Source organism: Pantoea sp. BJ2, assembly GCF_040255075.1.
Lineage (GTDB): Bacteria > Pseudomonadota > Gammaproteobacteria > Enterobacterales > Enterobacteriaceae > Pantoea > Pantoea leporis.
This window is the reverse complement of the sequence record NZ_CP158293.1, coordinates 726746-740635: the sequence shown is the minus strand read 5'-3', so window position 1 is coordinate 740635 and position 13890 is coordinate 726746. Positions and strand designations below refer to the sequence as shown.

General features: G+C 49.5%; 13 protein-coding genes. 8 read left to right on the top strand and 5 right to left on the bottom strand.

The genetic code is table 11. The features are described 5' to 3' along the window. Window positions 1–90 precede the first annotated feature (90 nt). Window positions 91–492: a helix-turn-helix domain-containing protein gene (locus AAF463_RS22920; protein WP_192235511.1), complete on the bottom strand. Its 402-nt coding sequence runs from the start codon at window positions 490–492 to the stop codon at window positions 91–93. 85 nt (window positions 493–577) lie between these two features. Between AAF463_RS22920 and AAF463_RS22915 the strand changes: the two genes are divergently transcribed. Beyond that, window positions 578–1513 carry an aromatic alcohol reductase gene (locus tag AAF463_RS22915; RefSeq protein WP_350262205.1) on the top strand — a complete coding sequence of 312 codons (936 nt, stop codon included), beginning with the start codon at window positions 578–580 and terminating at the stop codon, window positions 1511–1513. A 456-nt stretch (window positions 1514–1969) separates the two neighbouring features. Here AAF463_RS22915 and AAF463_RS22910 read toward each other — a convergent pair whose 3' ends face one another. Genes AAF463_RS22910 through budA form a run of 3 tightly spaced genes read right to left on the bottom strand, consistent with a single transcriptional unit; the run spans window position 1970 to window position 5236 of the window. Further along, window positions 1970–2743 carry a (S)-acetoin forming diacetyl reductase gene (locus AAF463_RS22910; RefSeq protein ID WP_350262204.1) on the bottom strand — a complete coding sequence of 258 codons (774 nt, stop codon included), beginning with the start codon at window positions 2741–2743 and terminating at the stop codon, window positions 1970–1972. A 16-nt stretch (window positions 2744–2759) separates the two neighbouring features. Continuing rightward, window positions 2760–4439 (bottom strand): acetolactate synthase AlsS, encoded by a 1680-nt coding sequence (gene alsS / locus AAF463_RS22905; RefSeq protein ID WP_350262203.1) that lies wholly within the window; start codon window positions 4437–4439, stop codon window positions 2760–2762. 14 nt (window positions 4440–4453) lie between these two features. Next, on the bottom strand, window positions 4454–5236 hold the full coding sequence (gene budA, locus AAF463_RS22900) for an acetolactate decarboxylase (protein ID WP_350262202.1): 783 nt from the start codon (window positions 5234–5236) through the stop codon (window positions 4454–4456). 104 nt (window positions 5237–5340) lie between these two features. On the opposite strand from budA, the gene AAF463_RS22895 reads away from it, so the two are divergent. Continuing rightward, window positions 5341–6219, top strand: coding sequence for a LysR family transcriptional regulator (locus AAF463_RS22895; protein ID WP_350262201.1), 879 nt, complete (start codon window positions 5341–5343; stop codon window positions 6217–6219). Window positions 6220–6345: 126 nt separating this feature from the next. On the opposite strand, the gene AAF463_RS22890 is transcribed toward AAF463_RS22895, so the two are convergent. Next, a complete protein-coding gene (locus tag AAF463_RS22890) occupies window positions 6346–6585 on the bottom strand; it encodes a transcriptional regulator (protein ID WP_137387215.1) in 240 nt (79 codons plus the stop codon). Between the two features lie 346 nt (window positions 6586–6931). On the opposite strand from AAF463_RS22890, the gene AAF463_RS22885 reads away from it, so the two are divergent. From AAF463_RS22885 to AAF463_RS22860, 6 genes are all read left to right on the top strand, one after another. Then, on the top strand, window positions 6932–7138 hold the full coding sequence (locus tag AAF463_RS22885; RefSeq protein WP_192413387.1) for a DUF3606 domain-containing protein: 207 nt from the start codon (window positions 6932–6934) through the stop codon (window positions 7136–7138). Between the two features lie 643 nt (window positions 7139–7781). Beyond that, a complete protein-coding gene (locus AAF463_RS22880) occupies window positions 7782–10091 on the top strand; it encodes an FdhF/YdeP family oxidoreductase (RefSeq protein ID WP_350262200.1) in 2310 nt (769 codons plus the stop codon). Window positions 10092–10443: 352 nt separating this feature from the next. Then, the gene (locus AAF463_RS22875; protein ID WP_350262464.1) at window positions 10444–11487 is read left to right on the top strand and encodes a catalase family peroxidase; all 1044 of its coding nucleotides are present in this window, start codon (window positions 10444–10446) and stop codon (window positions 11485–11487) included. After that, window positions 11487–12068 (top strand): cytochrome b, encoded by a 582-nt coding sequence (locus AAF463_RS22870; RefSeq protein WP_350262199.1) that lies wholly within the window; start codon window positions 11487–11489, stop codon window positions 12066–12068. Before AAF463_RS22875 ends, AAF463_RS22870 begins: the two co-directional genes overlap by 1 nt. A 54-nt stretch (window positions 12069–12122) precedes the next feature. After that, the gene (locus AAF463_RS22865) at window positions 12123–12713 is read left to right on the top strand and encodes a TetR/AcrR family transcriptional regulator (protein ID WP_350262198.1); all 591 of its coding nucleotides are present in this window, start codon (window positions 12123–12125) and stop codon (window positions 12711–12713) included. Between the two features lie 322 nt (window positions 12714–13035). Next, window positions 13036–13689, top strand: coding sequence for a hypothetical protein (locus AAF463_RS22860; RefSeq protein ID WP_350262197.1), 654 nt, complete (start codon window positions 13036–13038; stop codon window positions 13687–13689). The last annotated feature ends 201 nt before the right edge of the window (window positions 13690–13890 follow it).

The following is a 13890-nucleotide window of genomic DNA, read 5'->3' as shown; positions in this document are numbered from 1 at the left end:
GCTGCAATATCACGTTGCAGCTTTCTTGAAGAGAGTTTTAACATGCAAAAATTCCTCAAGTCTCTTTTTGCCATGTTGTCACCAAAAGATTCAATCACCGTCATACTGTGCTCTTGTTTCCCGGAAATAGCTTGCGGATGTAATAATCCAAGACCATAAAGGTAGCATCCGCAGAAGCATTTCTTTTCCCATATCTGTAATCGCATAAACCACCCGGGGCAACTTTTCCTCATAATCATAGCGAGATATAAGCCCGTCCCGCTCCAGATGTCTCAGTGTTCGCGTCAGCATTCTTTGAGTGACACTCGTAAGGTAGCGGCGTAACTCTCCGTAACGAAGAGGTCCGTTAGTACCAAGAATATGCAGCACGCCCAGCGACCAGCGATTACCTGCATGAGCCAGGATCTCACGTTTTAGGCCCTCATCATCGTTGCTTAATTCCTCACAAAATTCCCTGGAAAATTGCAACAGTGCTTCCCGCTCAGACTCCATATCACCTCCGGTATCATGCGTGTGCCTAATTGAACCAGGTCATGTCAGCTGTCAGGATGACGTTTTAATACAACAGGAAGCAACAATGAATACTGAAAAGAAACCTAAAGATACTGTTTTAGTACTCGGTGCAGGCGAGCTTGGTATTCAGGTATTGAGAGCGATGAGCAATAAAGTGCAGGAACATACCGATGTAAAAATTAGCGTGTTACTCAGAAGCGAAGCCGCTTATGCCATTTCTGGCTCGCGCAAGGCACGGCTGGATGAACTGACGAAGCTTGGAATCGCTGTAGTAGAGGGCGATCTGCAGGAAAACAGTATTGATGAACTGAGTGAACTATTTGCTGCTTTCGACGCCGTCATCAACTGCAGTGGTTTTGTCGGCGGGCCAGGAACACTGATAAAAATTACGCAGGCGGTATTCAAAGCGGCTGTAGCCCGCTACTTCCCATGGCAATTTGGCGTTAATTATGACGTAGTGGGTAAAGGCAGCGGTCAACAAGTTTGGGATGAACAGCTCGAAGTTCGCCACCTTTTACGCCAGCAAAACGCAACATCGTGGGTCATCGTATCCACAGGCATTTTTACCAGCTATTTGTTTGAGCCCGGTTTTGGTGTGATTGACGCGCAAAGTAAAACCGTCTGTGCCCTAGGAGACTGGAAGCACGCGGTAACGCTAACCACACCAGAAGACATTGGCAAGCTGACTGCGGACATTTTCTTCCATCAGCCCACTTTCAAAAACGAGATTGTCTATATTGCAGGTGATACGCTGACTTACAGCGAGCTTGCGGATTTAATGAGTGCTTACTGGGGCATCAAAGTAAACAGAAAATTACTGGACAGGCAACAGCTTCAGGGTGATGCGCAGCACAATCCGCAAGATATTGGTGCAAATTACCGAATTGCTTTCGCACGTCCAGACGGCGTAGCCTGGAGTAAGCGCAATACTTACAATCACCGTCAGAGAATTTCAACTACAACGGCCAGTCAATGGCTGGCAAAACAGCACGGCATGTAGCACTCCGGTACTGTTAAGCTCTATTTTAAGCGGTGCAGAACAAAATCAGATGCCGACGTTGTGAATATCTATTGCTCTTGTCTTCAGAGAAAAAAAGCCACTGCAATTTTGCTGAAATTGCGGTTTACCCACCTATCCATAGAGCCAGAGCTTAAAATGAAAGCCCTAATATATTTAGGGCCCGCCTTCGCCCTAAATCAATTCTTCAACGTCCGCTTTTGGCACAAAGCTGCCTTTGGAGAATCCATGTCCACTATGGGCGAAACCCGATATATGTGAATTGCTATTTGACCAACCTTGTTTAGGTGGCTACTTTCGGACTGCACCAATCACGGTATCCGGCTGCATCAGTCCTGAAAAATCCCAGGAAGGTAGGCGCTGGGCGGAGACAGGCGGGCAAAAGTGCATGATTAATAGCTTACCCACACGGCAGTATGGGTAAGCACGATCCGCGAATCAGTTGAATACCATTCCGCCGTCGATCAGTAGCGATTGCCCGGTCATGTAGTCGGAATCCGGTCCCGCCAGAAATGCGACGCATGCGGCCACATCTTCCGGTTCAGATAGCCGGCCCAAAGTAATACGTTTTGCAAATTCCTGCGTCCCAAAGCCAGCCGGTTTACCCGCCGCTTGTGAAATTTGCCTGTCGATCGATTCCCACATGGGGGTTTTAACAATACCCGGACAGAAGGCATTGACCGTAATGCCTTTAGACGCAAGATCTTTAGCCGCTGTCTGCGTCAGCCCGCGAACGGCAAATTTGCTGGAGCTATAAACTGCCAGCTCCGGATTGCCAACATGTCCTGCCTGAGAGCAGGCATTAATGATTTTGCCACCGTGATTTTCCGCGGAAAAAGCGCTAATCGCCGCCTGCATTCCCCAAATCACACCCTTAACGTTGACGTTATAAACCTTATCAACAATCTCCTCGGTGATCTCGGTAATCGGTGTTGATGGCGCAATACCGGCGTTGTTCACAATGACGTTGAAATCACCCAGCGCATGGCGCGCTTCTTCAACGGCGTGAAAAACGTTATCGCGTTGGGTGACATCAACCTGCAGCGCGATGGCCTTTCCTCCAGATGTGACAATCTCATCAGCGACATGCTGCGCCGTTTCAAGATTGAAATCCGCGATGGCTACGGAAAAGCCGTCTTTTGCCAGGCGTAAGGCAATGGCTGCGCCAATGCCCTGTCCGGCGCCGGTTACAAACGCAACTCTGTTTTTCATAATCATATCCTTTCAATTAGAGAATTTGACTCAGGTGTAACTGACTCATCAGTAGCGGGTTATCGCTGTAGTCGACCGGAATTGCGACCACAGCGGGGCCGCTGACATCCATTGCTTTGCGCAATGTTGGCTCAAGTTCTGCCGCACTGTTAACGGAGAAGCCGGCTGCGCCAAAGGCTTCGGCATAGGCTTTAAAATCCACCGGACCGAAACTGACGCCTGAAATTCGCTGATACTTTTTCTCTTCCTGCATGGCGACCATGTTGTAGGCGTTATCAACCCAAATGATGTGCAGGATATTGGCCTTCAGCCTGACGGCAGTTTCCAGTTCCATGCTTGATTGCAAAAATCCGCCGTCCCCGGACACCGATACCACCTTGCGTGAAGGATCAACCAGCCAGGCACCAATAGCCCAGGGTAGGGCGACACCCATGGTCTGTTGACCATTAGAGATCATGATTTGGCGCGCACGGAAGCTATACAGATAGCGCGCTATCCAGATATGAAAGCTTCCCATATCAACGGTAAGGCTGATGTCAGAGTTAATGATGTCTTGCATCGCATGCACGATGCGCAGGGGATGCAGCGCAAATTGATTTAAGCTGGCACCTTGCATTGCCAGTAATTGGCGTTGCTGCTGGCGGTCTTCCAGTACAGTGGCGGCAGCGTGGCTTAGCGTTAATGGTGAGAGGATACGGGCGGCAATCTTGCATACGGTCTGCGCAATGTCGCCTACCAGTTCTGCATCGGGCTGGTAGCGGTTATCCGTATCAGCCGGTAGCACATCAATATGTACCAGGATGGCTTTGCCGCTGTTCCACATTGCCGGCTCATACTCAACCGGGCTATAACCGATAGTGATGATCAGGTCCGCCTGCTGTAATAACCGGTCTCCAGCCTGGTTGTTAAATAATCCAACCCGTCCGGCAAACCTTGAGAAGTGCTCCTGTCTGACTGCGCCTGCAGCCTGGTAAGTACTGGTAACGGGGATCTGGCTTTTTGACAGCAGTTCATGGATTGCGGCGCTGTTTTCTGGTTGGCTGGCCATCAGGCCCAGCAGGATAACCGGATTTTTCGCCCGGCTAATTTCCTGGCTGATAGCCTCAATTAGGGCATCGGGGGCCGCGCCCAACTTAACGTGTCCACTATTTTGCAAAGGGCTGCCGGAAACCGGCTGATCAACAATATCCTGCGGCAGGCTGATAAAGGCACCTCCACCGCGTCCGTTTTCTGCATAACGAAATGCGTTAGAGACACATTCGGTCAGCGCGGAGGGGGCGGTGACCTCAACAGCATATTTCGTTACCGGACGAAACATCGACACGGTATCCAGGCTCTGGTGAACCTGTTTGGCGCTATCCGATCGTTTCACCGCTCCGCCAATGGCCACCACCGGATCGCCTTCGCTGGTGGCGGTTGCCATGCCGGTAACCAGATTCGAGCAGCCTGGTCCGGAGGTCACAAGTGCAACCCCGGCATGTCCCGTAAGTCGGCCTACCGCTGCGGCCATAAAGGCAGCATTTGCCTCATGCCTGACAGGGATGAGTTGAATGGGAGAATCCACTAATGAATCAAACACTTTGTCGATTTTGGCTCCGGGGATGCCAAACACGTGGTTTACGCCTTGTGCTTCAAGCTGCGCGACCACGAGATCGGCGCCGCAGTTCCAGTGAGTGTGGGTTTTTAACGTTTTCATATTGCCCCCTATTGTTAGCTTTCGACGGCGCGAATGGCTTCATCAAGATTGTGCGGCGTGAGCTCTGCTTGAAGAAATTCATTATCCCGGGGAAGATCAATGACAAGCTTATTAATGGAGCCAAAGGTTAGCGTTCCTTCCTTCAGCACATAATCGAGGATGTGCCCACCGCCTTGCTGGTCATCCGTAATAAAGTGCTCGTGATAACCCGCCACGTTGATTCCCTGCATGTACTGCGGCGTACGGAAGCCAATCAGGTCACCCTGCGTCTCTTTAAATGCGAAGGTTGGCTGATCGCCCAGCACTTCCGGCATCGAGCGATAAGGGCGACATTGGCAGGGAACGGTTCGAGTGCGTACGGCATGAAAGCGACCACTGATACGCATGGCACAGAATTGGTTATCTGAAGTGATTTTGCTGTCGATAACCTGATGAACCTCTTCTCGCGTGGCGGTTTCGGTAAAGCGGTAGCGATTTTCAGGTTTGAAAAAAGTCATCACAGCAAACGGCGTTTGTTGCTCGGGCTGGGCAGGATTGGCGCTGCCATCGGAGCGTAACTGATAGACCTTGCTGTCGAAGGCAATGAGTTCTCCATCCAACTGGTTGAACGTACCCAGGCCAAAATCGCCTTTCTTTAACAGATCGGACACCGTGGTGGATCCGTCATAAACACCGCTCAGCAGCGCGCTCATCAGTGAAGTCTGATAGATAACCTTTTCTGGTGAATCACCATTGAGTTTAAAGACGGTTTCTTTCAGCTGTTCCTCACATGAACAGGCAGATACAAAATTACACATTTGCCACCTCGCAAACCAATAGTTAAGCCGTGTTAATATCATGGTGGGCTTTTTGGCTTACCGAATCCAATAGCGAAACCTGTAAACTTTGAGACGTTTTTGATATGGAACTTCGCCATCTGCGTTATTTTGTTGCTGTCGCCGAGACGCTACATTTCACTCGTGCTGCAGAAATGCTTGGCATTTCTCAGCCACCGCTGAGCCAGCAAATACGGCGACTGGAACATGAGATTGGGACACCATTACTGAAACGCCTGACGCGCGGCGTTGAACTCACCGATGCGGGAAGGGCATTCCTAAATGACGCCACTGAGATTGTGCAGCTGGCCGACCATGCGCTTGAGAAAGCCCGTGGTATGGCGCGGGGCATAAGCGGAAAGATGTCGCTCGGGTTTGCCAGTTCTGTCGCTTTCGGGGCTCCCGTGTTTGACCTTCTTCAGCGTTTTAGAACGCGTTATCCGGCAATGGAACTCATTGCCAGGGAAGAGAATATGGCTTTGCTGATGCAGGATCTGCGGGATGGGTTGCTTGATGCGGCGTTTATTCGTTTGCCGTGTGAAAGCAGCAAAGCGTTCAATTTGAAAGTCATCGCTACCGAAAGAATGATGATTGCGTTACCTGCGGGCCATGCATGTAGCTCCTCTGGCACCATTGCATTAGCGCAGTTGGTGGACGAAACATTGATTATGTTTCCGCGTGAAGTCGCTCCCAGCCTGTATGAGCTCATCGTAAGCACCTGTCTGCGCGCGGGGTTCACCACAACACGATTTATTCAGGCTCCCCAAATCACCTCGTCTCTCGGCATGGTCGGAGCAGGTTGTGGCATCGCGTTGGTACCAGAGTCCATGTGCTGTGTGAACAACCCGCATGTTACATTTTGCGAAATAGAGAATAACACCCTGTTTACCGATATCGCCTTTGCCTGGCGGCGCAACAATCCCTCCAGGACGGTGATGCATCTACTCAGTTTGATTAGCCAGTGATACGGCTAACTCTGTGACATTGATGCAGTGCCTGACCATCGAAATGAAATACTCAGTCTCTTTTGTGCAAAACGCGTGAGGCCATCGCAGTGCTTGATCTTTATCGAATGACACGGACAACGCAGCTTACTTTTTTTGGTGCGACACCAGTGCAAAGTAAGGATGTTGACCAGCCAGCAACAATAACAATTCATATTCGCCCTGGCTGAGCTGCCCTGGATTCTTCGCAGACTCTTTCGACTGCCAAACACGCAGGCTAAGATCGAAACGCTCAGCGGCACTCTGTTGTGAAAGGCCAGCGGCAAGCCTGAGATCACGAATATTATGCTGTACGGCCACGGGCCGTTCTAAAAGTTGATTTCTCAAAGAAAACTCCTTAAATACGGGATGGAGTGAATTTGGGTGTATCGCTCACCCGCCTCTAAACATCACGTTAACTTGACCTGGATGCAGTGTTTTAATTTTCTCATTTATCAGAGGCTTAATAAGAAGAAATGAAAATAATTATTTTTTAGTTTAATGAAATAGATATTGTTAACACACGTCAGAATAAATCGCTGGCCTCGCCAGGATTACTCTCCTTTTTTATCCCCACCTCAACAGCAGGAATATTCCTCTATTTTATCCAGGATGATTGTTCAATATAGGGAATGTATTGCGCTGGCAAGCCTCACGCCGGGCGTTCCTACATAAAACAAAAAGGATAAAAATAATGAAAAACCGTGAATACATTCAGCGGCGTATTCCCGCAGACCTCAGTCAGGTAGAGATACGCGAGCAGTGGCAAATCACGTTCTGGACTCTGAAGTTAAGCACCACACAAGACCGACTGAGTCAGGCCCTACGCGAAGTCGGACCGGATCTGGAGAGCGTGCGCGCGTGGCTTGAGACAACCCCGACTTCTCGCCCAAAACGTTAGTGCCGGTCAACCGTTAACCACCCCCGTTAGGGTGGCGAACGGACCTTGTGGTAGCGAAGTGCTGCTTATACATGCCCGCTATAACTTGCGGCGCGTCGTAAACCTGCCCAACAAAAGCGTGTGTGCATAAGGTTTTCCCCGGTGTTGTCACTATAAATAAGAATTTTTATCATTTATGTATATCGCGTGCTTTATAATAGCGCGCTATTTATGTAGCTTTTTTATTGTGACAGTTAGCTGGAAAAAGTAAAACGTTTGCACGATGAAATAAATGTATCGTCATTAGATAATTATTTCGTTAAAGAAAGTACAAATGGCTGCTTTCCCAACGGGACACTTTTTACGTTCCAGAATAATCATTCAGGTACGCCTTCCTTAAGCGGTAATACACTTCCACTGAGTAAACAGATCAAATTCCGGTCGTTGCTCTTGGCTAGCCACATAGAGGAATGAATTAAAAAAGTAACCAATTGATAACCAGCGTGGGGGATCTGTTTTTTTTTGCTACCTTGAAACTATCCATAACACCAGTGGATGAAGGGATATTCAGGCTCAGGTAACACCTGCACATATCGCTGTTACGTTAAGCAACCTCCGCAGGGGCTGCAGCATCATAAATTACATTCACGTGAGCCGAATTTGTATGAGCAAAAAAAATCATCGCACAGTACCAGGCGTACACCCCTATGATGGCCCGGCAGGCGGCTGGGGAGCACTTAAGGCAACCGCAATAGCCGTTAAAAACCAAATGGATACCTTAAAAGCGCCGCCTATGCTGATGCGCACTAATCAGCCCGATGGGTTTGATTGCCCCGGATGTGCCTGGCCGGATAAGGATCATGGCTCAACCTTCCAGTTCTGTGAAAATGGCGCTAAGGCGGTCACATGGGAAGCGACCACCAAGCGCGTTACGCCGGCATTTCTTGCCGAAAACACTATTACGTCGCTGCTACAGCGTTCCGATTATGAGCTGGAGGGATACGGCAGGTTAACCACGCCGCTGCGCTATGATGCAGCAAGCGACACCTTCATCGAAGTGAGCTGGGAAGAGGCTTTTACGCGTATTGCCAATAAGTTAGCTGCACTGCCGCCAGATGAGGTTGAGTTCTATACCTCCGGTCGCGCATCAAACGAGGCGGCCTATTTGTTCCAGCTGTTTGCCCGGGAGTATGGCACTAACAATTTTCCTGATTGTTCAAATATGTGCCACGAGGCAACCAGCGTAGGTTTGCCTCAGTCGATTGGGATCGGTAAGGGCACCGTATCACTGGACGATTTCGATAGTGCAGAGCTTATTCTCTCAATGGGTCATAACCCAGGGACCAATCATCCGCGCATGATGGGAACGCTGCACGAGCTGGCGCGCCGTAACGTACCGATTATCGTGTTTAATCCGCTGCGCGAACGCGCGCTTGAGCGTTTTGCCGACCCGCAGAATGTCATGGAGATGGCAACCAACAGCTCAACCGATATCGCGTCAACGTATTATTTGGTCCGTGCCGGTGGCGATTCGGCTGCGCTTAAAGGTATCGCCAAAGCGGTGCTGGCGATTGAGGCTGAAACCGGTACGGCACTGGATCATGACTTTATCCGCGAGCACACAGAAGGGTTTGAGCGCTTCGCGGCGGACATCGAAGCCACATCCTGGGCATTAATCGAGCAAGACTCAGGCCTGAAGCAGGCAGATCTCAGGCGCGTCGCTGAAGCTTACGTCAAATCGAATGCCACTATCCTGACGTATGGTATGGGCATTACACAGCACAACCGCGGTACGGATAATGTGCGCCTGTTGGTCAATCTGCTGCTAATGCGAGGCAATATAGGTAAACCCGGCGCAGGCGTTTGTCCGTTACGAGGCCACTCCAACGTGCAGGGTAACCGTACCGTGGGGATCACTGAGAAACCGTCGTCCGATTTTCTCAATAAGCTGGAAAACGTGTTTGGATTTACACCACCGTCGCATCATGGTCATGATGCGGTGCAGGCGATGAAAGCGATAGTCGATAAGCAGGCGAAGGCGCTCATTTGCCTCGGAGGAAATTTTGCCGTGGCGCTGCCCGATTCAGACGTTACCTTTCCTGCGATGCGTGAACTTGAACTCAGTGTTCACATCGCGACCAAGTTGAACCGTACTCATCTTCTGACCGGGAAAGAGACACTACTGTTGCCGTGCCTCGGCCGTACCGAACTGGATGAGCAGTCTGGCAATCGCCAGTCGATCACTGTCGAAGATTCCATGTCGATGGTGCACGCCTCTTCCGGAAAGTTGAAGCCAGCGTCGCCGCTGCTGCGTTCTGAACCGGCCATTGTTGCCGGGATGGCCAGCGCGGCTCTGCCGAGAACGCGGGTTAACTGGAATGAGTTGATAGCCGATTACGATCTCATCCGCGACCTGATCGAAAAAACCATACCCGGATTCGATGATTACAATGCCCGCATTCGCCAACCCGGTGGTTTTCAGATGCCACTGCCGCCGCGGGATCGCATCTGGCCGACCCCGAGCGGTAAAGCGATGTTTTCGCTTTATCAAGGCACGCATGAAGACTTGACGGTGCCGGGCGACGACGTGCTACGTCTGATTACGCTTCGCAGTCACGATCAATACAACACGACGATTTACGCCATGGATGATCGCTACCGCGGAGTATTTGGCCGCCGTGACGTCCTGTTTATGTGTGACTTTGATCTGGAACGTCTGGGGCTTGAGCACGGGGATGTTGTGGATCTGGAGTCAGCAGTGCCGGGATACCGTATGCGTCTGGAATCCATGACGGTGATTCGCTATGCCATCTCACAAGGATCGATTGGAGCCTATTATCCGGAGGCTAACGTCCTGATCCCGCTGGATTACATCGACAAGGAGAGCGGTACGCCATCGTATAAATCTGCGCCGGTACGTATCACGCTGCGGTCACGCGACGTTGTCACTCCGCAGGCTGTTGAATCCCATTAAAGTGAAAATAAGGCAGGCTTGCCTGCCTTCTGATTGCCACAACCGTGGCAAAAGAGGCGCCAGTTTGCAATGCCTTGAGGTCTGCTATGAGCGAGGAGCTGAGCCCTCATCGTAAGGACTGCAATTGTTTGCGGGAACGGGGCCACTCCAGAATGTGAACAAGCCGGTATGACATGGAGGGGACAGCAACTTATAAAAGGAGAAATAATTGTTTGACAGTGCAGCCTACCTACTAGTAGATTTATCGAGCGTCTTACATGACTTCTGAATGTCATCCAGTTATTAAAAGCAAAATCTTAATGATTACGCCCGGATGAACAGTGAACTAAATTCTGCAATGTTGAGTGTTTTCATGAATAAACCTTTTCTTTCTGTCGGTCATAAAATAGTGCGCTTGGCGATAATAATTGTGATCCCATTACTGCTGATCGCCTTGTTCGTGTGGGCGGGCGGGTGGCTGGATACTGGCAGGCTGACATCGGATAAGCTGATTACTGCCTTAGAAAAATCTAACGGCAATCACCCGGGTTATCGCCGTAATCATGCAAAGGGCGTCTGTATCCTGGGGGATTTTTCTGCCAACGGTACCGCCAGCGCCTTGTCACGTGCGGCACTGTTTGCCTCAGGCGTTACGCCTGTGGTGGGCCGTTTAGCTATCGCAGGCGGAAATCCGAATGCGCCTGATTATGCAGTGCCTATACGCAGTATGGCGCTGGCTTTCTATCAGAAAAATGGTGAACAGTGGCGCACAGGCATGAATGCAATGCCTTTTTTTCCGGTACAAAGCGTGCAGGGCTTCTATGACCTGCAAACCGCCACGCTACCAGATGCAAAAACCGGTAAACCTGATCCAGCCAGAATGCAGGCTTTTGTACGACAGCATCCAGAAATCAAACCTTTCTTTGCCTGGGCAAAGCAATATGTTCCCTCTTCCAGCTGGGTCCGCGATCAATTTAACAGTTTGAACGCCTTTAATTTCATTGATAAAGAGGGCCATTCCCACCTGGTGCGCTGGAGTATGGTGCCGCACGCTGACTATCAGGCGATGGATGAAAATGAGAAAAACGACGCCAATTTCTTGCAGCGTGATTTACAGCAGCGGCTAGCGAACGGGCCGCAGAAATGGGATCTGATGGTTACAGTGGCGGGCTCTGGTGATAAAGGCCATGACGCATCGATTGGATGGCCTGCCGATCGTCAGGTGATCAATGCCGGAACGCTGACAATTAATAAGACAACGGCACAACAGCAGGGCGTTTGTAACGACATTAATTATGACCCGCTGATTTTACCTGATGGTATTACGGCTTCGGATGACCCGCTTCTTAATGCCCGCTCATCCGCTTACGCTAAATCCTATAATGCACGCACTCATGAACAGGCCGGAGCCCACTGATGAAACAGAACAACACTTTTCACCCGGCACTGCGCGTACTTCACTGGGTGATGGCTGCGGCTATTATGGCCATGTTATTTATTGGTGTCGCAATGGTATCCACGGTTTCATCATTGCACGGCCTGCTGGTTGCGATTCATAAGCCGCTGGGTTTGATGATTTTAATGCTGGTCATTGTGCGGCTTTGGCTGAGATTCAGCACTGCTAAGCCAGCACTTCCAGCCACGCTGCCTGCCTGGCAGAAATTCTTAGCGCATCTGTCTCATTGGGCACTGTATGCCATGATGCTGGCTCAGCCCCTGATCGGTTGGGCGATGCTGTCGGCGGCGGGGTATCCTGTCACACTGGGTCATGTTGTGCTGCCGCCCATTGTTCCGATCAGCAACAACGCTTATGCCATTTTACGTCCGCTCCACAGCCTGGTAGCCATGGCGCTTTTCATCACTGTTATGTTGCATCTTGCCGCAGCTTTGTACCACGCTTTAATTCTGCGCGATGGCGTATTTAGCAGTATGGCGGGTGCATATAAACGCAAACGCTTGACGCGCGGTGCGCTTGACAATCCGGCTGACGCTGAGTAGGTTCGTGGCCGTTTATCGATTCGCAGTTATTTTACCGTCGCTGCTGGAGCAAGCATGAGTACAGAACGTTCACAGAAAGCCGAAGAGATTATGCACCACACCAGAATTCTGCTGACAGCAGGCGGTTATAACAGCTTCAGTTATGCTGATTTAGCCGAGCGGGTGCAGATTCGTAAGTCGAGTATTCACCACCATTTCCCTGGCAAAGCGGATCTGGTTCAGGCAGTCGTGAGTGATTATCGACAGCAGGCACAGGCAGGAATGGCGGCAACCAGCCAGCATTTCTCTGGTGATGCATTAGGTGAAATTAACAGCTACGTGAATTTCTGGGCGACCTGCATCCGTGAGAACAATTCTCCTTTCTGCATTTGCGTGATGCTGGCTGTTGAATTAACGATTTTACCTAAAGAAGTGGCTAAGGAAGTCAGTGGGCATTTCAACGATCTCACTAACTGGCTCACTGATGTACTGAGCAGGGGTGAAAAAAATGGCGTTTTTATTCTGCGGGAAAGTGCAGCTACAGAGGCCAAATCGCTAATGGCTACGGTGCATGGTGCAATTATATCTTCGCGTGCCTTTAATAACGCTGATTTATTTCAGCAAATTGTCGAGCCAGTGATTAGAAGATTAACGAAAACCAGCTGAGGTAACTCAGACAATAAAACGTTACTAGCCGAACTCTTCAAGTGTTCGGCTACTCAGGCTGAAATAGTTGATGAGCAGCCTTTATGCCGGTTAGATATTTGACTGGAATTCGTGACTATTTCGTGACGTTGAATGAAATATCCGGGTGATAGAAAGAATAAATGCAGGTGGCATTGTCGCAACTCAGACTATCTTCTAGTAGGTCTGTGATGCAGTGTTTGTCTGTACCGACGTAAGCATGATTTGGAGGAAGTGATATAGCCAGCGAGGATTTTAATTGAGGCTATTTCAATGTGACTTTACTTTGATGGAGAAATTATTAATGAACACTATCCGCGCTTTGCATTCAATGCCGGACCTGGCAGCATTAAACATCGAAAGAATGAATTCCCGGTCTTCTGTTACCATTGCGTCAGGTTTTCAGCCCTTTTTACAGACTCAGCTCAAACTCTCCGGAAATTATGGATTGAATGAGCCAGCCGTATTGAAGCAATCGATCAGTATGCCACCACACCCGGCAGACATCGACTCGCTGGTTGCTCAACTACTCGCTAGCAGGAAGATGTTATTACAGCCATTCAGGTCAGTTTCTTTTTCAGGAAAACAGTATTGTGAACACCTTAGACAACGTAGCGTAACTGGCGGTTTTTGCAGGGAGATAGCTGACGTCAGTAAGGCGGAATATGTTCCTGAATCCGTTTCTGGTTCGTGTGAGATAATGAACAAAAAACATCCTGAAGTACACAGGGATTCCAGCAGTTATTTACTTAATACCGATTTTAAATATGAATGTCAGCAAACGATTCCGGTTGCTGTGATGGCGCCTTTAACCTACTTTTTTATCGGGATTTTTCCTGACTTAGTCCGGATCTCTGTGTCAGGTTACATAAGGCAGCCCTTGCGTATACGTAGACTGCGTAGGTTAGACAGAACAGGTTACCGCCAGAATGCTTGCGACCTAAACCTATATCGTTAATCCAAAACTGTATAAAAATTAAGATTAATTTTTGACATAGTGTCTTCTTTTTTATCGAACAACCATTTTTATACGCTCTGTTTTTCCTTAAAAAGTTTGTTGTTATAAGTTTTACACATTTTCTTAATCCTGCGACTAAATAATTGCCGACTCTAATTCGGCCATCATTCGTCTGGAATATTCTGTGAAGTCCAACCTATT

Bases quoted from the DNA above. Each gene is read 5' to 3' on its own strand.
- AAF463_RS22920 (WP_192235511.1), bottom strand. From the start codon at position 492: ATGGAGTCTGAGCGGGAAGCACTGTTGCAATTTTCCAGGGAATTTTGT.
- AAF463_RS22915 (WP_350262205.1), top strand. From the start codon at position 578: ATGAATACTGAAAAGAAACCTAAAGATACTGTTTTAGTACTCGGTGCA.
- AAF463_RS22910 (WP_350262204.1), bottom strand. From the start codon at position 2,743: ATGAAAAACAGAGTTGCGTTTGTAACCGGCGCCGGACAGGGCATTGGC.
- alsS (WP_350262203.1), bottom strand. From the start codon at position 4,439: ATGAAAACGTTAAAAACCCACACTCACTGGAACTGCGGCGCCGATCTC.
- budA (WP_350262202.1), bottom strand. From the start codon at position 5,236: ATGTGTAATTTTGTATCTGCCTGTTCATGTGAGGAACAGCTGAAAGAA.
- AAF463_RS22895 (WP_350262201.1), top strand. From the start codon at position 5,341: ATGGAACTTCGCCATCTGCGTTATTTTGTTGCTGTCGCCGAGACGCTA.
- AAF463_RS22885 (WP_192413387.1), top strand. From the start codon at position 6,932: ATGAAAAACCGTGAATACATTCAGCGGCGTATTCCCGCAGACCTCAGT.
- AAF463_RS22880 (WP_350262200.1), top strand. From the start codon at position 7,782: ATGAGCAAAAAAAATCATCGCACAGTACCAGGCGTACACCCCTATGAT.
- AAF463_RS22875 (WP_350262464.1), top strand. From the start codon at position 10,444: ATGAATAAACCTTTTCTTTCTGTCGGTCATAAAATAGTGCGCTTGGCG.
- AAF463_RS22870 (WP_350262199.1), top strand. From the start codon at position 11,487: ATGAAACAGAACAACACTTTTCACCCGGCACTGCGCGTACTTCACTGG.
- AAF463_RS22865 (WP_350262198.1), top strand. From the start codon at position 12,123: ATGAGTACAGAACGTTCACAGAAAGCCGAAGAGATTATGCACCACACC.
- AAF463_RS22860 (WP_350262197.1), top strand. From the start codon at position 13,036: ATGAACACTATCCGCGCTTTGCATTCAATGCCGGACCTGGCAGCATTA.